Consider the following 20,602-nt stretch of genomic DNA (forward strand, 5'->3'; position numbering starts at 1 on the left):
CCCGGCATTAGGCTGATCGCATGTCGGCCACCCGCTTCACCTATCTCGGTCCCGAAGGCACGTTCACCGAAGCCGCCCTTCGCACCCTCCCCGAAGCCGCGACCCGGGAGCTCGTCCCGATGGTTTCGGTACCGGCCGCCCTGGACGCCGTGCGCAACGGCGAGGCCGCGGCGGCCTTGGTCCCGATCGAGAACTCGGTGGAGGGCGGGGTCACCTCGACCCTGGACGAGCTGGCTTCCGGCGAACCGCTGATGATCTACCGCGAGGTGCTGCTCCCCATCGCGTTCGCACTGCTGGTGCGGCCCGGTACCAAGCTCTCGGACGTCAAGACCGTCACCGGGCACCCGGTCGCCCAGCCTCAGGTGCGCAACTGGCTGCGGTCGAACCTGCCCGACGCCCTGTGGGAGTCCGCGGCGTCCAATGCCGACGGTGCCCGGCTGGTCCAGGAGGGCCGCTTCGACGCCGCCTTCGCGGGCGAGTTCGCGGCCGCCACCTACGGGCTGGTGCCGCTGGTCACCGAGATCCACGACGCGCAGAACGCGGAGACCCGCTTCGTGCTCGTCGGGCGTCCTGCCCGGCCGGCCGCGCCGACCGGCGCGGACAAGACCTCCGTCGTGCTGTGGCTGGGCGACGACCACCCCGGCGCGCTGCTGGAGCTGCTCCAGGAGTTCGCCGTCCGCGGGGTGAACCTGATGCTGATCCAGTCCCGGCCCACGGGTGAGGGGATCGGCAACTACTGCTTCGCCGTCGACGCCGAAGGCCACATCTCCGACCGCCGGGTCGGAGAGGCGCTCATGGGCCTCAAGCGCACCTGCCCCCAGATCCGGTTCCTCGGCTCCTACCCGCGCGCCGGCGTCGCTCAGGGTGACGTCCAGGCCGCCCGGTCCGGCACCTCCGACGCCGACTTCACCGCTGCCTCGGACTGGCTGACGCGTTGCCTCGACGGGCGCCCCTAACGCTCTGTCCACTGTCCACAGAGTTATCCACAGGGAGCGGTGCCAGCCTGGGGACAAGTCGACAGAGCAGCACGACAAGGTCGACTAATCGGCCGGGTGGCACAGGTTTCGCGCTGACGAGCGGGAGGTGAACGCTGTCACCCCCGTATCACCGATCAACTCTTTGGGGCGAGTCATTCCCACCCGAATGAGTGTGTCAGGGTGGTTTGAACCCTGATTGGGCCCGCGGGCCCCACCGTCGAGATTGATCTATTCCTGTGTCCACAGATCCGGCGCACAGCCTGTGGATAAGCCGGTCGCCTGGGGAATTCCTGTGGACAAGGAAGACCCTCCCCTCCTGCTCAGAGGCTGCCCGATCGCTGCCGTTGTGCCCCCTTTCAGGGAAAGGGGGCAGTTTTATTACCCTCAACGGAAGGACCGGTTCCAGTCTCTCGCCGGAAGTTTTCCATTCGCGGCAATTAGGACAAAGCGACACGCAGCGTGATATCGGTGCGATCCCCTGAAGCCCGGCCCGGTAGCCTGGTGGGGTGATTGACCTCCGGCTGCTCCGTGAAGACCCTGACCGTGTCCGCGCCTCGCAGCGCGCCCGTGGAGAGGACGTCGCCCTCGTCGACGCACTGCTCTCCGCAGACGAGCGCCGCAGGTCCTCCGGCATGCGATTCGACGAACTCCGCAACGAGCAGAAGTCGCTCGGCAAGCTCATCCCCAAGGCCTCTCCGGAGGAGCGGGCCGAGCTGCTGAAGAAGGCCGATCAGCTCAAGCAGGACGTGAAGGCCGCCGAGGCCGAGCAGAACGAGGCCGACGAAGCCGCCAAGCAGCTGCTCCTGCGGCTCGGCAACGTCGTCCACACGGACGTGCCCGTCGGCGGCGAGGAGGACTTCGTCGTCCTGGAGACGCACGGCACGATCCGCGACTTCGGCGCCGAGGGCTTCGAGCCCAAGGACCACCTCGAGCTCGGCGAGTCCCTGGGCGCCATCGACGTCGAACGCGGCGCCAAGGTGTCCGGCTCGCGCTTCTACTACCTCACGGGTATCGGCGCCCTGCTGGAACTCGCGCTCGTCAACGCGGCCATCGCACAGGCCACCGAGGCCGGCTTCACCCCGATGCTCACCCCGGCGCTGGTCCGCCCGCGCGCCATGGAGGGCACCGGCTTCCTCGGCCAGGCCGCGGAGAACGTGTACCACCTGGAGAACGACGACCTCTACCTGGTCGGCACCTCCGAGGTCCCGCTCGCCGCGTACCACATGGACGAGATCATCGACGCGGACAAGCTGCCGCTGCGCTACGCCGGCTTCTCCCCGTGCTTCCGCCGCGAAGCCGGAACGTACGGCAAGGACACCCGCGGCATCTTCCGCGTCCACCAGTTCGACAAGGTCGAGATGTTCTCGTACGTCGCGCCGGAGGAGGCCGAGGCCGAGCACCAGCGTCTCCTGGACTGGGAGAAGCAGTGGCTGACCAGCCTGGAGCTGCCCTTCCAGGTGATCGACGTCGCCACCGGCGACCTGGGCGCCTCCGCCTCCCGCAAGTTCGACTGCGAGGCGTGGATCCCCACCCAGGGCAAGTACCGCGAGCTGACCTCCGCCTCGAACTGTGACGGCTTCCAGGCCCGCCGTCTGTCGATCCGCTACCGCGACGGCAAGAAGACCGCTCCGCTGTCCACGCTGAACGGAACGCTGTGCGCGGTCCCGCGCACGATCGTCGCGATCCTGGAGAACCACCAGCAGGCCGACGGCACGGTCCGGGTTCCCCCGGTGCTGCGGCCCTACCTGGGCGGTCGGGAAATCCTGGAGCCGATCACCAAGTGAGCCCGGCCCCGTTCCCGTACAAACTCGTCGCGACCGACCTCGACGGGACGCTGCTGCGCGGCGACGACACCGTCTCGGAACGCACCCGTGAGGCGCTCCTCGCGGCCACCGCGGCGGGCGCAGCGCACATCATCGTCACGGGCCGCGCCGTGCCGTGGACCCGGCACGTCCTCGACGACCTCGGCTACAAGGGCATCGCGGTCTGCGGACAGGGCGCGCAGGTCTACGACGCGGGCGCGCACCGGCTCCTGACCTCGGTGACGCTCGACCGGAAGCTGGCCGCGCTGGCGCTGGAGAAGATCGAGGCCGAGGTGGGTCCGCTGGCGATCGCCGCCAGCCGGGACGGAGTCGAGGGCGAAGTGCTCTTCGGCCCCGGCTACCAGGTCCAGGAGGGCCTTCCCGCGCTCTACCTGGAGGACACCTCCGAGGTGTGGTCGGCCCCGCTGAACAAGCTGTACATCCAGCACCCCGAGCTGGACGAGGACGCCCTCGTCCAGGTGGCGCGGCAGACCGTGGGCAGCCTGGTCGGCATCGTCATGGCCGGTCCGGGTGTCGTGGAGATCCTGCCGCTGGGGCTGAGCAAGGCCACCGGCCTCTCGCTGGCCGCGCGCCGGCTGGGGGTGAAGGCGGCCGAGACGATCGCCTTCGGCGACATGCCCAACGACATCCCGATGTTCGGCTGGGCCGCGCACGGAGTGGCGATGGCCAACGCGCACGCGGAGCTCAAGGCGGTGGCGGACGAGGTCACCACCTCCAACGAGGAGGACGGCATCGCCGTGGTCCTGGAGCGTCTGCTGGGCGCCGCGTAACCGAGCGGAAGACGAACGGAAGGTCCGGAACGGCCCGCGCCGCGAGGCGCGCTCGAAGTGGCTGTTCCGGACCTTCTTGTTGCTCCCCGCACGGCTCACTCTGCCTCCGCCGCACGCCTCGTACCAGTGAATTTCCGTGCGTCAGACGTGGATCCGGCTCGGGTTCGGGTGCCGGGTCAGCGGCCAGGCCAGGAGGCCGACGGCCAGTGCGATGGCGTGGCCGAAGTCGGTGAAGGTGCCGTCGGAGACGAGCGGGAGTCCGAAGAAGGCCACGGAGCCGGCGAGGTAGAGCCAGCGCCAGGGGCCGGGCAGGCGGTACATCAGCACCCCGACGGCGGTCGCGAGTCCGTAGCTCACGCCGATGTCGACGACGTGGACCATGCTGCGCGGGGCGCGGTGGTCCTGGATGGCCATCAGGACCAGCTTCTGGCTGATCAGCGTGGCCGTGATGTGTCCGGTCGCGATGATGAAGAGCCAGCGCAGGGTGCCGAGCCAGCGCTCGACATTGGCCTGGAAGATCTCGAAGAGGACGAAGTAGAGCGGGAGCGAGGCCGGGTCCTCGATCCAGAACGCGCTGCTGAGCAGCGCCCGTATGGGGTGCCGGGCGAGCTCGTGGATGTTGCTGCTGTTGCGGTGGAGCAGGACGTGTTCGAGATGGTCGGGCACGATCACGACCACGACGCTGGTGACCACGATGATCAGCAGCCAGATGTGAGTGCCGGGCGCGGAACGTATCCAGGACCGTACTGGCCTGGACGGCTCGGGCTCGGTGTACTCGATCATGCCCCGATGATCTCGCGCAAAGCTGTGCCCCGCCTGGCCGGTGGGCCGGGCGGGGCACTGTTTCACGTGAAACATCCGGTACGGACGCCGGTGTGAACGCCGCTACGGACGCCGGTACAGAGGTCCTACTCCTCGCCCGCCAGGGTCAGGCGGCGGAGCTTCTGTCCGGCGTAGAAGGTGGCGCCGACGGTGACCACGACGAGCAGGATCACTGCGGTGGGCAGCCCGACGGTGGCGTCCACGTACCCCTCGCCCGCGACCTTCTGTGCGAGGGCCAGCGACCACTGCTGGACGCTGAGGGTCTTGGCGCCGTCGACGAGGCTGCCGAAGAGCGACTCCCAGATCAGGGCGTACACCAGGCCGAAGACGACCGCGTGCCGGCTGACGGTGCCCAGCAGCAGGAACAGAGCGCTGTAGGCGACCGAGGCGACGAGCGCGGCGACGGTGTAGGCGACGGCGATCTGCTGGCCGTTGCCGTTGAGGATGAAGCCGGCGATCAGGGTGGGGATCGCGGAGAAGACCATGGTGACGGCGATCGCGACGGTCAGCTTCGTCATGATGATCGTCGGGCGCTTCACCGGCTTCGAGAGCAGGTAGACGATCGAGCCGTCGTCGATCTCCGGGCCGATGGCACCGGTGCCGGCGATGACGCCGATCAGCGGGACCATCGTGGCCAGGGCGAAGCCGCCGAGGAGGTCGGCGGCGACCTTGTCGTCGAGGCCGGTGAAGGCACGGACCGCGATGGAGATGGCGATCAGCAGGACGGGCAGCGCACAGAGGATCAGTGCGCGACGGCGGCCGAGCAGGGCCCGGTAGGTGAGCCGGGCAACGGTGGGGTTGTACATGGGTGCCAGCTCCTTCAGGCCGCGACGAGGTAGGAGAAGACCGACTCGAGGGACTCGTCGGAAGGCGAGACCGTCAGCAGCCGGATGCCGTGCGCGCGGGCGACCCGCGGCAGCAGCTCGGTGAAGCGCCCGAAGTCGACGGCCTGGATGCGCAGGGCGCCTTCCTTGAGGTCCACCTCGATCCCGGCCGTGGACGGGTCGGCGATCAGGGCCGCGGCGAGGGCCCGGTCGTCGGAGGAGCGGACGAGGTAGCGGTGCGGGCGGTCCGTCATCAGGCGGCGGATCTTGCGGAAGTCGCCGGAGGCGGCGTGCCGGCCGGCGACGACCACCTCGATGTGGGAGGCGAGCTGTTCGACCTCCTCCAGGATGTGCGAGGAGAAGAGCACGGTGCGGCCGTCGTCGCCCATCCGCCGCAGCAGCTCCATGAGCTGCATCCGCTGGCGCGGGTCCATGCCGTTGAACGGCTCGTCGAGCAGGAGCACCGACGGGTCGTGGACCAGGGCGGAGGCCATCTTCACGCGCTGGCGCATGCCCTTGGAGTACGTGGAGATCTTGCGGTCCTGCGCGTACTCCATCTCGACCGTGGCCAGGGCCCGCTGGGCGGCCGCCTCGTCGAGACCGTGCAGTTCGGCGTTGGCGACGACGAACTCCTTGCCGGTGAGGAAGTCGTACATGGCCTCGCGCTCGGGCACGACGCCGATCTGCTTGTAGACCTGCTCGTTCTGCCAGATCGGGGCGCCGTCGAGGGTGACGGTGCCCGTGGAGGGGGCGAGGAAGCCGCCCATCATGTTGATGAGCGTGGACTTGCCGGCGCCGTTGGGGCCGAGCAGACCGGTGACTCCGGGACCGATACGCATGGTCACGTCGTTGACGGCGACGACGTTCCCGAACCAGCGGGAGGTGTGGTCGATGTCGATGATGCTCACAGCCCGGCCTTCCGGTAGCGGGCCATCAGCGCGGCGTAGGAGCCGGCGATGAGGCCGAGGATGACGAGCAGGTAGACGAAGCCGACGGCGCCCGAGGGGCCCGCGCTGCCGGGGAAGCCGGAGTCGGCGCCGAGGAAGGCGGTCTGCAGACCGTCGATGAGGCTCATCGGGGAGAACAGGCCCAGCCACTCGATGACCCCGGTCGAGCCCGTCTCGTGGGCGATGGCCTGGACGACCGACACGGCGCCGTAGGGGATCAGGAGCACGGCGATGATGGCGGCGACGCCGAAGCCGCGGCGCGGGGTGAGCGCGGCCATGACCAGGCCGAGGCCGGAGAAGAGCAGCGACAGCAGCAGTACCGACACCAGTGCCTGCCCGAATCCCTTGGTCTGGTCGGCGAAGTCGAACTTCGCCAGCAGCGCGCCGATCCACATGATCAGCAGCGGGGTGGCGGTGAGGATGAACAGGGCCGAGGCCATGGCCGCGAACTTGGCCAGGACGTAGTCGACGCGTTCGATCGGCCGCGAGAAGTAGAGCGGAACCGTCTTGAAGCGCAGGTCACGCGAGACGGACTGCGGCGCCTGGGAGGCCAGGTAGAGGTAGACGATCACCTGGGTGGTCATGGCGTACGTCGTGTACTTGATCGGCAGGGCGGTGGAGCCGGGCACGGTGATGGCGACCGCGACGAGGATCAGCGCGGGAACGCACATCACCGCGAAGAGCAGCATCGGGAGCACCTTGGACTTGGCCGAGCGGCCGAGTCCGTAGGCACCGCGCAGGGACTGTGCGAACAGCGACTTGCGGGCGTAGGAGCGGCCGAGCCGGGGACCGTCGTAGGACCGGTAGCCGATGTTGTGGATCTGGGTCGAAGTGTCAGGCGCCATCGGAACCGGCTCCCTTCTGCTGGGTGGTGGACTGGGCCTTGGCCATGTTGGCCGCCCACGCGGCGGACTGCGCCGCGGCCTGGGCGGCGGACTTGGCGGCTGCCGCGTCGCTGTCGCGGAAGACCTCCGCGATGTGGTGGCGGCGCTGTTCCATGCGGACCAGGCCGATGCCGAGATCCGCGACCGTGTCGCGGACGATGTCGTACGTGGCGTCGCCGGTGGCCTCGACGAGCAGGATGTGACCGGCTCCCGGCAGGCCCACTTCCTCGCCCGCGTGCAGCGTCACTCCCGCCTCGGTGAGCGCCTTACGCAGGGCGGCGGTGCCGTCCGGGTGGGCGTCGGAGTCAGTGACCTCGACCGCGAGGGTCGTGGTGGTCTGGGTGAAGTCGCTGGTGGAGCTGGAGCGCAGCAGTTTGCCGCCGTCGACGACCACGACGTGGTCGCAGGTCCGCTCCAGCTCGCCGAGCAGGTGGGAGGTGACCAGGACCGAGATGCCGAAGTCGGTGTAGACGCGGCGGATCAGGCCCAGCATCTCGTCGCGGCCGACCGGGTCGAGGCCGTTGGTGGGCTCGTCGAGGAGCACCAGTTGCGGGTCGTGGACCAGCGCCTGGGCGAGCTTGACGCGCTGCTTCATGCCGGTGGAGTAGCCGCCGATGGGGCGGTAGCGCTCCTCGTACAGCCCCACGTGGCGCAGGGTGTCCGCGGTGCGCTCACGGGCGGCGGTCGGCGGGAGCCCGGACATGCGCGCCATGTGCACGACGAACTCGGTGGCCGAGACGTCGGGGGGCAGGCAGTCGTGTTCGGGCATGTAGCCGACGCGCTCGCGGATCGCGCTGCCATGGGTGGCTACGTCGAGTCCGAGCACGGCGGCGGTGCCCTCGGTGGCGGGGGCGAGTCCCAGCAGAATCTTGATCAGCGTGGACTTACCGGCTCCGTTGGCGCCCACGAGCCCGGTAACTCCGGGTCCGATGTCCAAGGAAAGCCGGTCGAGGGCGGTCACTCGGGGATACCGCTTGCTCAGGCTTTCGGTCGCGATGACAGTCACGTGACCGACGTTAGTGGCGTACGGAGCCCGGATCGTCAGACCTGGAGCTCGATCTTTTCTCCGCCTTCAGGACTACGAACCCCGACGTAAGGCTGACGTAGGGCTGATGCGTACCGGACAAGTTTGTCCACAGGTCCGTGCACGGGCCTTGACGTGATCTCCGGTCATTGTCACATTCATCAGTGTCAAGTTACGGGCGCGTACGGCTATATGGACGGACGGCTGGCATGGCTGGGGACACGAGGCAACGCACGAAGCGACGCACCACGGAACTCTCCGCCGAGCTGCGCGGATTCAAAGAGGTGCAGCGCCTTTCCTACGAGTGCGCCGAGGCCGTCGCGGCGCAGCTGCGCCCCGGCGTGACCGAGCGCGAGGCCGCGCGGATGCAGCGCGACTGGCTGCGCGAGCGCGGGGTGCGGGACTGGTTCCACATGCCGTTCGCGTGGTTCGGGGACCGGACCGCCTTCACCGGCTTCAAGATCCCCCTGCAGTTCTTTCCGACGAACCGGGCCCTGGAGCCGGGGATGCCGTTCATCCTCGACATGGCCCCGGTCTACAAGGGCCACACCGCGGACATCGGGTACTCGGGGAGCCTCGGCCTCAACCCGGTGCAGGACCGGCTCATGTCCGATCTGCAGGCGCACCGCACGCTGATCCTCGACCAGGTGCGCGAGCGCCGCTCCCTGCGCGACATCTACGAGGAGGTGGAGCGGCTGATGCTCGTCCAGGGGTACACGAACCGGCACCGGGCCTACCCCTTCGGCGTCATCGCGCACAAGATAGACCGGGTCAAGGAGCGGAGCTGGGCGCCGACCGCGTTCGGGTTCGGCACCCAGGCCCTGAAGGGGCTGGCCTCCGATGCCCTGCGCGGCCACCGCGAGGGCTGGTCCCCGCTGTGGAGCCCGTACCGCTTCTCCGACCACCCGCCCCAGCCCGGCCTGTGGGCGGTGGAGCCGCACCTGGGCTTCCGGGGCACCGGCGCGAAGTTCGAGGAGATCCTGGTCGTCACCGACTCCCGGGACCCCGAGGAGAGCGCGTACTGGCTGGACGACGATCTGCCGCACGTGCGGCGCTGGGCTGAGGAGAAGGCGGCATGAGCGCAATGACGGACGCGGGCCTGGCGGGTGCGCGCGAGCGCTGGGTGAGCACCGGCGGGATCGAGCTGTGCGTCGTCGAGCTCGGCGACGCGGACCGCCCGACCGTGGTCCTGGTACACGGTTACCCGGACAGCAAGGAGGTCTGGTCGCAGGTCGCCGAGCGGCTGGCCTCCCAGTTCCACGTCGTGCTCTACGACGTACGGGGCCACGGGCGCTCCACCGCCCCGCAGCCGCTGCGCGGCGGGTTCACCCTGGAGAAGCTGACCGACGACTTCCTCGCGGTCGTGGACGCGGTCAGCCCGGACCGCCCGGTGCACCTGGTCGGCCACGACTGGGGCTCCGTACAGGGCTGGGAGTTCGCGACGGTCGCCCGTACCGAGGGCCGGATCGCCTCCTTCACCTCGATGTCGGGGCCCTCGCTCGACCACTTCGGGCACTGGATCAAGAAGCGGATGGCCCGGCCCACTCCGCGCCGGGCGGCCCAGCTGCTGAACCAGGGCGCCAAGTCCTGGTACGTGTACATGCTGCACACCCCCGTGCTGCCGGAGCTCGCCTGGCGCGGGCCGCTCGGCAAACAGTGGCCGAAGATCCTCCAGCGGATGGAGCAGGTCCCTGCCGGGGACTATCCGACGGCCTCGCTGCCTTCCGACGCCGCGCGCGGCGCCTGGCTCTACCGGGACAACATCCGGGCCCGGCTGCGCCGGCCGCGCGCCGACGCGTACGCCCACGTACCGGTGCAGCTGATCACCCCCACCGACGACGCCTTCCTCTCCGAGCGGCTCTACGACGAGCTGGAGCTGTGGGCACCGGACCTGGTGCGGCGCACCTTGGCGGCCAAGCACTGGGTGCCGCGGACCCGGCCCGACCAGCTGGCCGCCTGGATCACCGAGTTCGTCACCTCCCGGGAGGAGCCCGCCACGCGGGCGCCGGAGACGAAGGCTCCGGGCAAGTACGCGGACCATTTCGGCGGCCGGCTGGTCCTGGTCACCGGAGCCGCCAGCGGCATCGGCCGGGCCACCGCCTTCGCGTTCGCCGAGGCCGGCGCACGCGTGGTGTGCGTGGACCGGGACGCCGACGGCGCTGCCCGCACCGCCGACATGGCGCGCCTGGTCGGCTCGCCGCAGGCCTGGGGCGAGTGCGTCGACGTCAGCGACGAGCAGGCCATGGAGAAGCTCGCCGCGAAGGTCGCCTCCGAGTACGGGATCGTGGACGTCCTGGTCAACAACGCCGGGATCGGCCTGTCGGGGCCGTTCCTGGAGACGAGCACCGAGGACTGGAAGAAGGTCCTCGACGTCAACCTGTGGGGCGTCATCCACGGCTGCCGGCTCTTCGGCAAGCAGATGGCCGAGCGCGGCCAGGGCGGGCACATCGTCAACACCGCCTCCGCCGCCGCCTACCTGCCGTCCAAGGTGCTGCCCGCGTACAGCACCTCCAAGGCGGCGGTGCTGATGCTCAGCGAGTGCCTGCGGGCCGAGCTGGCCTCGAAGTCGATCGGGGTGTCGGCGATCTGCCCCGGCATCGTCAACACCAACATCACCGCCACCTCCCGGTTCGCCGGGGTGGACGAGGCCGAGGAGAAGCGGCGCCAGCAGAAGTCCTCCCGGCTCTACGGGCTGCGCAACTTCCCGCCGGAGAAGGTCGCCGACGCGATCCTGCTCGCGGTCGTGAAGAACCAGGCCGTGGTCCCGGTGACCCCCGAGTCCAAGGGCGCCCTGTGGATGTCCCGGTTCGCGCCGGGGACCCTGCGGCGGTTCGCGAAACTGGAGCCCAAGCTGTGACCGGGGCGGTCGCGGGCAGGACGGACCCGTACGCGATCGCACCGCGCCGGGTGGCCTTCGACTGGAAGGCCACCCCGCTGCACTGGATACCGGCCGAGCCCACCGCCACCCACGTCATCAACGTGCTGCACCTGCTGCTGCCGGCCGGTGAGCGGTGGTTCGTGAAGGTCTTCAAAGAGGGCCTGCCCCTGGTCACGGACCCGAAGCTGCGCAGCGACGTGAAGGGGTTCATGGGCCAGGAGGCCACGCACAGCGTGCAGCACTCCTACGTCCTGGACCACCTCGCCGAACAGCGGCTGCCCACCGAGGCGTACACGAAGTACGTGGACTTCCTCTTCGAGAAGCTGCTGGGGGAGACCCCGCCGTTCGGTGCCCCGATCACCGCGCAGGAGTGGCTGCGCTTCCGGCTCTCGCTGGTCGCCGCGATCGAGCAGTTCACGGCGGTCCTCGGGGACTGGGTGCTCGGCGCCGAGGGGCTGGACGCGGCCGGAGCGGACGAGGTCATGCTCGATCTGCTGCGCTGGCACGGCGCGGAGGAGGTGGAGCACCGTTCCGTCGCCTTCGACATGTACCAGCACTGCGGCGGCTCGGGCCTGCCCCGCTACGTCCGGCGCGTCGAGGGCATGGTCGTGGTCGCGCCGGTCCTGGGCTGGCTCTGGATCGCGGGGGCCTCGTACCTCCTGCGCAACGACCCCGAGCTGCGCGGACGGACCCGCTATTCGCTGCGCGCGCACCACCGGGCCGTGGCCAAGGGTCTGCTGCCCACTTGGAGAGAGCTCGGCACGGCCATACCCCGCTACCTGCGGCGGTCGTACCATCCCTCGCAGGAGGGCTCGCTGCGCAGGGCGGTCGAGTACCTCGCGGCTTCACCTGCCGCCCGGTCCGCTGCGGGCGCGGTCGGCCGAGCCGCCATGTCGTAGGGAGCCGGGATTGTCCGAGCAGGCAGTAGCCGAGTACCGGATCGAGGATCTGGCGCACCACAGCGGTGCGACCGTCCGCACGATCCGGGCGTACCAGGACCGCGGTCTGCTGCCGAAGCCGGAGCGGCGAGGCCGTTCCAACGTCTACCGGGACACGCATCTGGCGCGCCTGCGTCAGATCGCCGACCTGCTGGACCGCGGGTACACCCTGGCCTCCATCAAGGAACTGCTGGAGGCCTGGGACGCGGGCCGTGGGCTCGGCGGAGTCCTGGGGCTGGTGGCCGAGGTGCACGGGCCGTGGACGGACGAGGAAGCGGCCCGGATAAGCCGGGACGAGCTGAACGAACGGTTCGGCGGCAAGCCCGACGACGAAGCGGTCGGCGAGGCGTGCGAGCTGGGCGTGCTGGAGCGGATCCCGGGGCGCCCGGACCAGTTCCTCGTTCCGTCCCCGCAGGAGCTGTCCGTGGCCGCCGAGCTGTACGCCGCGGGGGTCCCGCTGCCCGCGATCACCGGTCATCTGCGGGAGCTGCGCGGACAGGTGGAGCTCATCGCCTCGCGCTTCCTGGAGTTCACCACGGAGCACGTCTTCGCCCGGTACCTGGGTGCCGTGCCCCCGACGGACTCCGACGCGGCCGAGGCGGCGACGATGGTACGGAGACTGCGGCCACTGGCCCAGCAGACGGTGGACGCGGAACTGGCGCGGGCGATGCGCCTCTTGGCCACCCGGCACCTTCAGCGGCACCTCGGGGCCGTCGGGACCCCCCAGCCGTCCGGGCCGGCCCCGGTGGCGCTGCCCGCGGAGACCGTACGGGCGGTGCAGGAACTGGTGGGGCCCGACCATGTGGCGGAGTTCGTCCGGGCCGCCACGGAGCGGGAGTTGCAGGCCCGGACGATGAACGATCTGGCCAGTCGCGGCGGCCGGTAGTGCTCGCTCAGTAGTCCACAGGCCGGATCACGCTTTTGTCGCCGAAACCGGTGCAAAGGGCTGTGGACAAGTCCGACCGGCCTGTGGGGAACCGCCCCCGGAGGGTCAGACGACGGCCTGGAACACCGGCCCGGGTGCGCTGGTTTCGGCCACCGGGCCGACGGCCGCAGTGGTGGACTCGGTCGCGGCGGTGGGGGTGCTGTCGGCGGTGGAGGCGCTGTCGGTGATGGAGGCGTTGCCTGCGGTGGAGGCGGCTGCCCGGCGGGTGCTCCCGTAGAGCAAGCCCGCGAGGACCAGGCCGAGGATCCCGCCGACGAGCTGGGCGGCGACGAACCCCGGCAGCGACTGCGGGGCGATGCCGGTGAAGGAGTCGCTGAAGCTGCGCCCGATGGTGCCGGCCGGGTTCGCGAAGGACCCGGAGGAGGTGAACCAGATCGCGGCGGCGATGTAGGCGGCGACCGCGGCCGGGATCAGCTTCGTCCGGCCGATGCGGCCGAGGCCCTGGATGACCAGGACCAGACCGGCGGTGGCCACGACCTCCCCGACGAGCAGGTGTCCGCCGTCGCGGACCTGGGTGGAGAAGGCTCCGGGGACGCGGCCGAACATCGCCTCCGCGAGCACGGCCCCGCCTATGGCCCCGGCGGTCTGGGCCGCCACGTAGACCAGGGCCTCCCGGCCTTCGAGTCCTTCGCCGCCGGCGCGCCGCCCCCACCATGCCGTGAGGGTGACCACCGGGTTGAGGTGGGCGCCCGAGAGCGGCCCGAAGAGCGTGATGATCAGGCCGAGCCCGATGGCCGAGGCGAGCGAGTTGGCGACGAGAGCCACACCCGTATCGGAGGTGAGCGCGGCGGCCTGGATTCCGGATCCGATGACGACCACGAGGAGGGCGGCGGTGCCGACGAGCTCGGCGGTCGCCCGCCGAGACAGAGACAGAGACGCGCTGTTTGTCATACTTTTCTTCCCCTTGGGTGGCAGTTCAGCGGAAAATGTATTCCGTATCTTGGAAACGCGATAGGGGGAGTCCAGGTTCGGGAGGACGGCGAAAAATCGCTGCGCCGGACCCGGCCGAGCCGTCACGCTGGGCGAATGGATGACAAGCGCACCGTCAAGGTGTCCAAATACGTCTCGAAACACCTCCGCCATCAGCCGGAACGCATCGGACTGGTGCTCGACCCGCAAGGCTGGGTGGAGATCGACGATCTTCTGAGCGCCGCGGCCGCCCACGGCTTCCGCCTTAGCCGGGCCGAGCTCGACCACGTGGTCGCCGCCAACGACAAGCAGCGGTTCGCCGTAGACGGCACCCGGATCCGCGCGAACCAGGGGCACACCGTCCCCGTGGACCTGGCCCTGCCGGAGGCCGAACCGCCCGCGTACCTCTACCACGGCACCGTCGCGGCCGCCCTGGACGCGATCCGCGCCGAGGGACTGCGCCCGATGGCCCGCCACCACGTCCACCTCTCCCCGGACCGGGAGACCGCGACCCGGGTCGGCGCACGGCGCGGCCGGCCGGTCGTCCTCGCCGTGGACGCGGGGGCGATGCGCGCCGCGGGGCACGTGTTTCGGGTCAGCGCCAATGGGGTGTGGCTGGCGGACTCCGTGCCGCCGCAATTCCTGCGCTTCCAATAACCCCCGAGATGCACCGGAGATGCCCGGGCGAAGCCGGAGAGAAGATCCGGAGAAGCCCCGGGGGGACGGGAATTCACCGAGGGATTGTCAGATCATCCCCCTACGCTGTTCCTCACTCCGGGATCTGTGAGGGGGGTACCTCGCGGTCGCCGAACAACCCGTACCAGCACGCGAGGTGACGCCCCATGACGTCCGAAGAATCCGGTCCGAACACCTTCCAGGTCGATCTGCGCGGCCTGGTCGACCTGCTGTCCCACCACCTCTACTCCAGCCCCCGCGTGTACGTCCGCGAGCTCCTCCAGAACGCCGTCGACGCGGTCACCGCCCGCCACGCCCTGGATCCCGAAGCCGAGATCGCCATCCGCCTGTCGGCGACCGGGAACCGCGTGACCATCGAGGACAGCGGCATCGGCCTGACCGCCGACGAGGCCCACTCCCTCCTCGCCACCATCGGGCGCAGCTCCAAGCGCGGGGGCCCGCACGGCCTGGAGACCACCCGCCAGGAGTTCCTCGGCCAGTTCGGCATCGGTCTGCTCGCCTGCTTCGTCGTCGCCCGCCAGATCCGCGTGGTCACCCGCTCCGCCCGCGATCCGCTGGCCGCGCCCGTCGAATGGCTGGCCACCGACGACGGCTCGTACACCGTCCGCGAACTGCCCTTCGACGCCCGCCCGGAGCCCGGCACCACCGTCGTCCTGGAGGCCCGTCCCGGCGCCGAGGAATGGACCGTACCGGCCAAGGTCGAGCAACTGGCCCGCGACTACGGCTCCCTGCTGCCCTACGACATCACCTTCGACGACGGCTCCGCTGCCGGACCCCGCCCGGTCACCGACCGGCCCGCCGTCTGGGACCGGCCCTTCCTCACCCCCGCGGCCCGCCGCGTCGCGCTCGCCGGGCACTGCGCGCAGCTCTTCGGTTTCACCCCCCTCGACAGCATCGACCTCGACCTGCCAGTGGCCGGAGTGCGCGGGGTCGCGTACGTCCTGCCCGAGCCGACCAGCCCCGCCCACCGGTCCGGACACCGCGTCCACCTCAAGGGCATGCTGCTGACCGACAAGGCCGACAACCTGCTGCCCGACTGGGCGTTCTTCGTGCGCGCCGTCCTGGACACCGACACCCTGCGGCCCACCGCGTCCCGCGAGAACCTGTACGACGACGAGACCCTGGCCGCCGTGCGCGAGGCCCTCGGCGCCCGCGTCCGCGCCTGGCTCGCCGAGCTCGCCACCAGCGAACCCGAGCGGCTGGCCGCCTTCCTCAGCGTCCACCACCTCGGGGTGAAATCGCTGGCCCGGCACGACCCCGAGCTGCTCGGCCTGATGCTGCCCTGGCTGCCGTTCGAGACCAGCGACGGGTCGATGAACCTGGAGGAGTTCGCCGCCGCGCACACCGAGATCCACTTCACCCGGACCGTGGAGGAGTTCCGCCAGATCGCCCCGATCGCGGCGGCCCACGGACTCGGAGTCATCAACGCCGGCTACACCTACGACGCCGACCTGCTGGCCCTGCTGCCCGCCGTACGCCCGGAGCTCAAGGTCACCGAGCTCGACGCGGGGGCCGTCACCGAGCGCCTCGATCCGGTCCCGACCTCCGCCGAACTGGCCCTCGCGCCCTTCCTGGCCACCGCCCGCACCCGGCTGGAACCCCAGAGCTGCGACGTCGTCCTGCGCGCCTTCCAGCCCGCCGTCGTCCCCGCGCTCTACCTCGACGACCGCCAGGCCCGTCAGGAGCGCGACCGCACCGCCGCCCTGGAGACCGCCGACTCCCTGTGGAGCGGCATCCTCGGTTCGCTGCGCGGCTCCGCTCCGCGCGCCCGCCTCGTGCTCAACCACAACAACCCGCTCATCCGCCGGATCGCCGCCCTCCCCGACGAAGCCCTGACCGCCACCGCCGTCGAATCGCTGTACGGACAGGCCCTGCTGAGGTCGCAGCGGCCGCTGCGCGCGGCCGACACCACGCTGCTCAACCGGGCCTTCCTCGGGCTCCTGGAATGGGCGACGCACCCGGTCAACAGCACGGACAGCACCACCGGAGCCGACCCCCAGGAGGAGCAGAAGTGAGCACGATGACGCGCGAGGAGATCGAGCGCGGACTGGCCGAGAACCGCCAGGCCCCGGGAGGGTCCGCCCGCAACGCGCACGCCGAGGCGCTGTCCGCCGCCGCCGAAGCGACCGGGGACCGCCCGCTGTTCCGTGCGGCACTGGACAACCTGATCAACGCCTACCTGTACAGCTCCGAGTCGCCGAAGATGCTCGTCCCCTTCGCCCGGCTGCTCCAGGAGTACGACAAGGACCCGGGCGCCTTCGACGAGTGGGATGCCCACTCGCTGTTCTGGCAGTTCAAGTGGATCGCCAGCGCCATCGGCCACTCTCCCGAGATCCCGCTGGAGTCGGCCGCCGGCTGGCTGGACGAGATGGAGCGCCGCTACCGGATCGCCGGCTACAGCGAGCGTCCCGTCCGCGAGGCCGAGCTGTGGCTCGCCGACGCGACCGGCGACGACGAGCGGGCCGGACGCGCGTACAAGCGCTGGCAGGCCGCCGATCGCGACGACATGAGCGACTGCCACGCCTGCGAACTCAACAGCCAGGGCCAGTACGCCGTGCTGCGCGGTGACGACGCCGAGGCCCTGGTGCGCTGGCAGCCGGTGCTGTCCGGCGAGCAGACCTGCGCCGAGGAACCCCACCGGGTCCTGGCCGCCTCGCTGCTGCCGCTGGTGCGACTCGGCCGCCTCGACGAGGCACGCTCGGCCCATCTGCGCGGATACCGGCTGGCCCGGGACAAGGAGAGCCTGCTGCCCTCGGTGGGCCGGCACATCGAATTCTGCGCGCTCACCGGGAACGAGTCCCGCGGCCTGGAGATCCTTGCCGAGCACGCGGCGCACGTGGCCCCGCTCGCCAACCTCTCCGACCAGCTGGCCTTCCACGGGGGAGTCCTCGTCCTGCTGCGCCGCCTCACGGAGCTGGGCCACGGCCAGAGCCCCACCGTCCCCTACGAGGGCAGCCCGTGCACCGTGTCCGAGCTGTACGAGGTGCTGCGCGCGGGCTCGCTCGACATCGCCCGGCGGTTCGACACCCGCAACGGCTCCACCCGGGTCTCGGAGCGGTTCCTCGCACGGATCGGCGGAGCCCCGCTGACCGCGGTCCTGCCTCTGGGCGTACGCAGCTCCGCGCTCGCGGCGCTCCCGCAGCCGGGCCCCGCCCCGGTGCCCGGAGCGGCAGCAACCCCGGCCGAGGGCTTCGCGGAACTCGTGGAGCGGGCCCGGGAGGCGCGCGACCTCGGACACCCCGGCGCGGACGCCCTCTGGGAGCAAGTGGCCCTGCGCCCCGAGGCGGCTGCCGGGTCCGATCCGCTGGCCACCGCCGATGTGGCGGACCACCGGGCCCTGGCGGCCGCTCGGGCCGGCGCCGGCGACGCCGCGGAACTGCTGGCCGGCGTACGCGAGCGCTACCGGGAGCTGGGGCTCGCGGAGCGTGCCGCCCTGGCCGAGCTGCGGCTGGCGACGGTGGCCGCGCAGTCGGGCACCGAGGCGGGGGAGCTGCGCGCGCTGCTGGCCGTCGCCCTGCGCGCCGCCGAGGCGCTGGACGCGGGCGAGCCGCTGCGGACCCGGCGGATCGCGCTCGCGGAACTGACCGGGATCCGGGTGGAGTCCTACCTGCGCTCGGTCGAGGCCACCGAGGACCCCCGGCACGGGCACGGGCGCGGCGACGGCGGCGGCCACGACCCGGAGCACGGGCAGGGCCACGGGCACGGGCACGGCGAGCTGGCCGCCGAACTGGCCGCCTTCGCCGATTCCTACGCCGCGGCCCTGCCCGACGTGGTGGCGGAGGCCGAGGAGATGCTGGGCCGCCTCGCCCTCTCGCAGGGCGACCCGGACCGTGCCGTGACGCTGCTCGCCACATCTGCCGACCGCTCGGTGGCGGCGGGCCGGCCGTGGCTCGCCGTGGACCCGCTCGTGCTGCGGGCCGGCGTGCTGATGTCGCTGGACCGGGCGGCTGAGGCCGAGGAGTCGGCCCGCGCCGGGCTGACGCATGCCGCCGAGGTGACCGACCCCGAGGCGCAGGGCGTCGTACGGCTCACCCTCGCCGACATCCTGCTGGGGCGCGGCGAGGCCGACGCGGAGGCCGCGCGGCACGCTCTGGAGGCGGCGCACTGGTTCGACCAGGCCGGGCTCACCGCCGACGGCGGAGCCCAGGCCCGGCTGCTGCTCGCCCGGTGCCACGCCCGCGAGGGCCGCACCGCCGAGGCGGCCGAGGTGTTGCAGTCGACCCTGCCGGACCTGCTCGAGCACGGTGAGGGCCAGGCCGTCTCCGTACGGGAATTCCTCGGCGACCTGCTGCGCGAACTGCACGATCCCCGGGGCGCGGCCGAGCAGTACCTGCTGGCGGCGGAGCTCGCCGAGGACTGGGAGGACCCGCGTCCGCAGGCGAACTTCGCCCAGGCCGCCGCCGATCAGCTCTCCGGGGCGCAGCTGGTGCCGGAGGCGGTCGCCGCGTACGAGCGGGCCCTCGAACTGCGCCGGCGGTCGAAGGACGCGCCGGTCGCCGAGGTACGTATCCTGCGGTCGCTGGCCTGGCTGGGGCTGCGCGAAGAGGTCACCGACGCGGGGGTGGCGAGGGCCCGGGCCCGGATGGGCGAGGCGGCCGAGGTGCTGACCGCCGCGCTGACACAGGCTCCCGAGGACCAGGAGGCACGGGCCGAACTGGCCGAGACCTGGAACCAGCTCGCCCAGGTACTCGACCGCCGGGTCCGCGCCGACGAGGAAGCGCACGAGGAAGACGGGGAAGTCGGGGAAGAGGGGGAAGCGGGGGAAGCGGAAGAGCTGGAGGAGAGCCGGGACTCACGGCCCGCCGAACCGCTGGGCGCAGCGGAGCTGGAGGCGCTGCGGCTGGAGGAGATCCTGCTGTGGGAGCGGGCCGCCGCCCTCCACGCGGAGCTCGGCCCGGAGCATCTGCAGGCCCGGTTCCAGTGCGTGAACAACGCCGCCTGGACCGAGCACGAGCTGGGCCGGCCCGAAGCCGGCGCCGCCCGGGTCTCGGCGCTGGCGGCCGAGGTACGCGCGCTGCCCGAAGGAGTGGCCCCGGAGTGGCTGCTGGAGAGCGCCGAACGGACCACGGAGCACTTGCTGCGTACCTCGTCCTGACGCCGCCGGGCGCTGCCGTCGCCCCGAAGCCCGGGGCGGCGGCAGCGGCGGCAGCGGCAGCGGCAGCGGCAGCGGCGGCAGCAGCAGCTGCCCGCTCAGCCCAGCTGTGCGAGCGCCTCCGTGGCGATCCGCTCGAAGACTCCCTGGTCGGCGGCGAAGTCGGAGTCGGGGATCGGCCAGTGGATCACGAGCTCGGTGAAGCCGAGCTCCTGGTGGCGGCCGGCGAAGTCGACGAAGGCCGCCACGGACTCCAGCGGCGCCCCCCGGTCCGGAGTGAAGCCCGTGAGCAGGACCTTGTCCAGCTCGGCCATCTCCCGGCCGGTCTCCGCACACGCCTTGCCGAGCTTCTCGACCTGGCCGCGCAGGGCCTGTACCGACTGCTCCGGAGTGCCCTCGTCGAAGATCTTGGGGTCGCCGGTGGTCACCCATGCCTGCCCGTACCGCGCGGCGAGCTTCAGGCCGCGCGGGCCGGTCGCGGCGACGGCGAAGGGCAGCCGGGGGCGCTGGACGCACCCGGGGATGTTGAAGGCCTCCTCCGCCGAGTAGAACGTGCCCCGCTGCGAGACGGAGTCCTCGGTGAGCAGCCGGTCGAGCAGCGGCAGGAACTCCCCGAACCGGTCGGCGCGCTCCTTGGGGGTCCAGGGCTGCTCCTGGCCGAGCACGGTGGCGTCGAAGCCGTTGCCGCCGGCCCCGATGCCGAGCGTGATCCGTCCGCCCGAGACGTCGTCGAGGGAGATCAGTTCCTTGGCGAGCGTCACCGGGTGGCGGAAGTTCGGCGAGGTGACGAGCGTGCCGAGGCGCAGCCGCTCCGTGGCCGTCGCGGCGGCCGTGAGCGTCGGCAGAGCGCCGAACCACGGCCCGTTCCGGAAGGTCCGCCAGGACAGGTGGTCGTAGGTGTAGGCGGCGTGGAACCCCAGCTCCTCGGCGCGCTGCCACTTCGCGCGGCCTCCCTCGTGCCAGCGGTCGACGGGCAGGATCACGGTGCTCAGGCGCAGACTCATGCCCCGAGCCTACGTCCGCCCCGCACGGCCCTCACGCGGACGACTCGGCGTTTGTGCCGCGCGTCAGA

General features: G+C 71.2%; 17 protein-coding genes. 10 read left to right on the forward strand and 7 right to left on the reverse strand.

Going from position 1 to position 20,602, the window contains the following annotated elements; all coding sequences use genetic code 11:
- The first annotated feature begins 20 nt into the window (after positions 1-20).
- The 3 genes from pheA to AC3IYI_RS20240 all read left to right on the forward strand — a co-directional run bounded on the left by pheA (position 21) and on the right by AC3IYI_RS20240 (position 3,570).
- Entirely contained in the window at positions 21-956 is a 936-nt protein-coding gene (pheA, locus tag AC3IYI_RS20230; RefSeq protein WP_489405103.1) for a prephenate dehydratase, read from the forward strand.
- Between the two features lie 527 nt (positions 957-1,483).
- Positions 1,484-2,761: a serine--tRNA ligase gene (gene serS / locus AC3IYI_RS20235; protein ID WP_489405104.1), complete on the forward strand. Its 1,278-nt coding sequence runs from the start codon at positions 1,484-1,486 to the stop codon at positions 2,759-2,761.
- Positions 2,758-3,570 carry an HAD family hydrolase gene (locus tag AC3IYI_RS20240; RefSeq protein ID WP_243331240.1) on the forward strand — a complete coding sequence of 271 codons (813 nt, stop codon included), beginning with the start codon at positions 2,758-2,760 and terminating at the stop codon, positions 3,568-3,570. The genes serS and AC3IYI_RS20240 overlap by 4 nt, the downstream gene beginning before the upstream one ends.
- Before the next feature lie 141 nt (positions 3,571-3,711).
- Here AC3IYI_RS20240 and AC3IYI_RS20245 read toward each other — a convergent pair whose 3' ends face one another.
- The 5 genes from AC3IYI_RS20245 to AC3IYI_RS20265 form a co-directional block, all read right to left on the reverse strand.
- Entirely contained in the window at positions 3,712-4,353 is a 642-nt protein-coding gene (locus AC3IYI_RS20245; RefSeq protein ID WP_489405105.1) for a rhomboid-like protein, read from the reverse strand.
- Positions 4,354-4,478: 125 nt separating this feature from the next.
- On the reverse strand, positions 4,479-5,198 hold the full coding sequence (locus tag AC3IYI_RS20250; RefSeq protein WP_489405106.1) for an ABC transporter permease: 720 nt from the start codon (positions 5,196-5,198) through the stop codon (positions 4,479-4,481).
- A gap of 14 nt (positions 5,199-5,212) precedes the next feature.
- A complete protein-coding gene (locus AC3IYI_RS20255) occupies positions 5,213-6,124 on the reverse strand; it encodes an ABC transporter ATP-binding protein (protein WP_489405107.1) in 912 nt (303 codons plus the stop codon).
- The gene (locus AC3IYI_RS20260) at positions 6,121-7,008 is read right to left on the reverse strand and encodes an ABC transporter permease subunit (RefSeq protein WP_489405108.1); all 888 of its coding nucleotides are present in this window, start codon (positions 7,006-7,008) and stop codon (positions 6,121-6,123) included. The genes AC3IYI_RS20255 and AC3IYI_RS20260 overlap by 4 nt, the downstream gene beginning before the upstream one ends.
- Positions 6,998-8,053 carry an ABC transporter ATP-binding protein gene (locus AC3IYI_RS20265; RefSeq protein ID WP_489405109.1) on the reverse strand — a complete coding sequence of 352 codons (1,056 nt, stop codon included), beginning with the start codon at positions 8,051-8,053 and terminating at the stop codon, positions 6,998-7,000. The genes AC3IYI_RS20260 and AC3IYI_RS20265 overlap by 11 nt, the downstream gene beginning before the upstream one ends.
- A 227-nt stretch (positions 8,054-8,280) precedes the next feature.
- On the opposite strand from AC3IYI_RS20265, the gene AC3IYI_RS20270 reads away from it, so the two are divergent.
- From AC3IYI_RS20270 to AC3IYI_RS20285, 4 genes are read left to right on the forward strand one after another with little or no spacing between them, the layout of a single operon-like run.
- Positions 8,281-9,150 (forward strand): M24 family metallopeptidase, encoded by an 870-nt coding sequence (locus AC3IYI_RS20270; protein ID WP_489405110.1) that lies wholly within the window; start codon positions 8,281-8,283, stop codon positions 9,148-9,150.
- Between the two features lie 5 nt (positions 9,151-9,155).
- Positions 9,156-10,928: an SDR family oxidoreductase gene (locus AC3IYI_RS20275; protein ID WP_489411598.1), complete on the forward strand. Its 1,773-nt coding sequence runs from the start codon at positions 9,156-9,158 to the stop codon at positions 10,926-10,928.
- Positions 10,925-11,848 carry a metal-dependent hydrolase gene (locus tag AC3IYI_RS20280; protein WP_489405111.1) on the forward strand — a complete coding sequence of 308 codons (924 nt, stop codon included), beginning with the start codon at positions 10,925-10,927 and terminating at the stop codon, positions 11,846-11,848. The genes AC3IYI_RS20275 and AC3IYI_RS20280 overlap by 4 nt, the downstream gene beginning before the upstream one ends.
- A 10-nt stretch (positions 11,849-11,858) precedes the next feature.
- Positions 11,859-12,773, forward strand: coding sequence for a MerR family transcriptional regulator (locus AC3IYI_RS20285; protein WP_489405112.1), 915 nt, complete (start codon positions 11,859-11,861; stop codon positions 12,771-12,773).
- A gap of 105 nt (positions 12,774-12,878) precedes the next feature.
- On the opposite strand, the gene AC3IYI_RS20290 is transcribed toward AC3IYI_RS20285, so the two are convergent.
- Positions 12,879-13,724: an aquaporin gene (locus AC3IYI_RS20290; RefSeq protein WP_489405113.1), complete on the reverse strand. Its 846-nt coding sequence runs from the start codon at positions 13,722-13,724 to the stop codon at positions 12,879-12,881.
- A 135-nt stretch (positions 13,725-13,859) separates the two neighbouring features.
- Between AC3IYI_RS20290 and AC3IYI_RS20295 the strand changes: the two genes are divergently transcribed.
- The 3 genes from AC3IYI_RS20295 to AC3IYI_RS20305 all read left to right on the forward strand — a co-directional run bounded on the left by AC3IYI_RS20295 (position 13,860) and on the right by AC3IYI_RS20305 (position 19,533).
- The gene (locus tag AC3IYI_RS20295) at positions 13,860-14,399 is read left to right on the forward strand and encodes an RNA 2'-phosphotransferase (RefSeq protein WP_489405114.1); all 540 of its coding nucleotides are present in this window, start codon (positions 13,860-13,862) and stop codon (positions 14,397-14,399) included.
- Positions 14,400-14,584: 185 nt separating this feature from the next.
- On the forward strand, positions 14,585-16,453 hold the full coding sequence (locus AC3IYI_RS20300; RefSeq protein ID WP_489405115.1) for an HSP90 family protein: 1,869 nt from the start codon (positions 14,585-14,587) through the stop codon (positions 16,451-16,453).
- A complete protein-coding gene (locus AC3IYI_RS20305; RefSeq protein WP_489405116.1) occupies positions 16,450-19,533 on the forward strand; it encodes a tetratricopeptide repeat protein in 3,084 nt (1,027 codons plus the stop codon). Before AC3IYI_RS20300 ends, AC3IYI_RS20305 begins: the two co-directional genes overlap by 4 nt.
- A gap of 95 nt (positions 19,534-19,628) precedes the next feature.
- Here AC3IYI_RS20305 and AC3IYI_RS20310 read toward each other — a convergent pair whose 3' ends face one another.
- Complete coding sequence (locus AC3IYI_RS20310; protein ID WP_489405117.1) at positions 19,629-20,534, reverse strand: LLM class flavin-dependent oxidoreductase; 906 nt, start codon at positions 20,532-20,534, stop codon at positions 19,629-19,631.
- Between the last annotated feature and the right edge of the window lie 68 nt (positions 20,535-20,602).

The sequence above is a fragment of the Streptomyces sp. GL_148 genome (genome assembly GCF_057834205.1).

Bases quoted from the DNA above. Each gene is read 5' to 3' on its own strand.
- pheA (WP_489405103.1), top strand. From the start codon at position 21: ATGTCGGCCACCCGCTTCACCTATCTCGGTCCCGAAGGCACGTTCACC.
- AC3IYI_RS20245 (WP_489405105.1), bottom strand. From the start codon at position 4,353: ATGATCGAGTACACCGAGCCCGAGCCGTCCAGGCCAGTACGGTCCTGG.
- AC3IYI_RS20250 (WP_489405106.1), bottom strand. From the start codon at position 5,198: ATGTACAACCCCACCGTTGCCCGGCTCACCTACCGGGCCCTGCTCGGC.
- AC3IYI_RS20260 (WP_489405108.1), bottom strand. From the start codon at position 7,008: ATGGCGCCTGACACTTCGACCCAGATCCACAACATCGGCTACCGGTCC.
- AC3IYI_RS20270 (WP_489405110.1), top strand. From the start codon at position 8,281: ATGGCTGGGGACACGAGGCAACGCACGAAGCGACGCACCACGGAACTC.
- AC3IYI_RS20275 (WP_489411598.1), top strand. From the start codon at position 9,156: ATGACGGACGCGGGCCTGGCGGGTGCGCGCGAGCGCTGGGTGAGCACC.
- AC3IYI_RS20290 (WP_489405113.1), bottom strand. From the start codon at position 13,724: ATGACAAACAGCGCGTCTCTGTCTCTGTCTCGGCGGGCGACCGCCGAG.
- AC3IYI_RS20295 (WP_489405114.1), top strand. From the start codon at position 13,860: ATGGATGACAAGCGCACCGTCAAGGTGTCCAAATACGTCTCGAAACAC.
- AC3IYI_RS20300 (WP_489405115.1), top strand. From the start codon at position 14,585: ATGACGTCCGAAGAATCCGGTCCGAACACCTTCCAGGTCGATCTGCGC.
- AC3IYI_RS20310 (WP_489405117.1), bottom strand. From the start codon at position 20,534: ATGAGTCTGCGCCTGAGCACCGTGATCCTGCCCGTCGACCGCTGGCAC.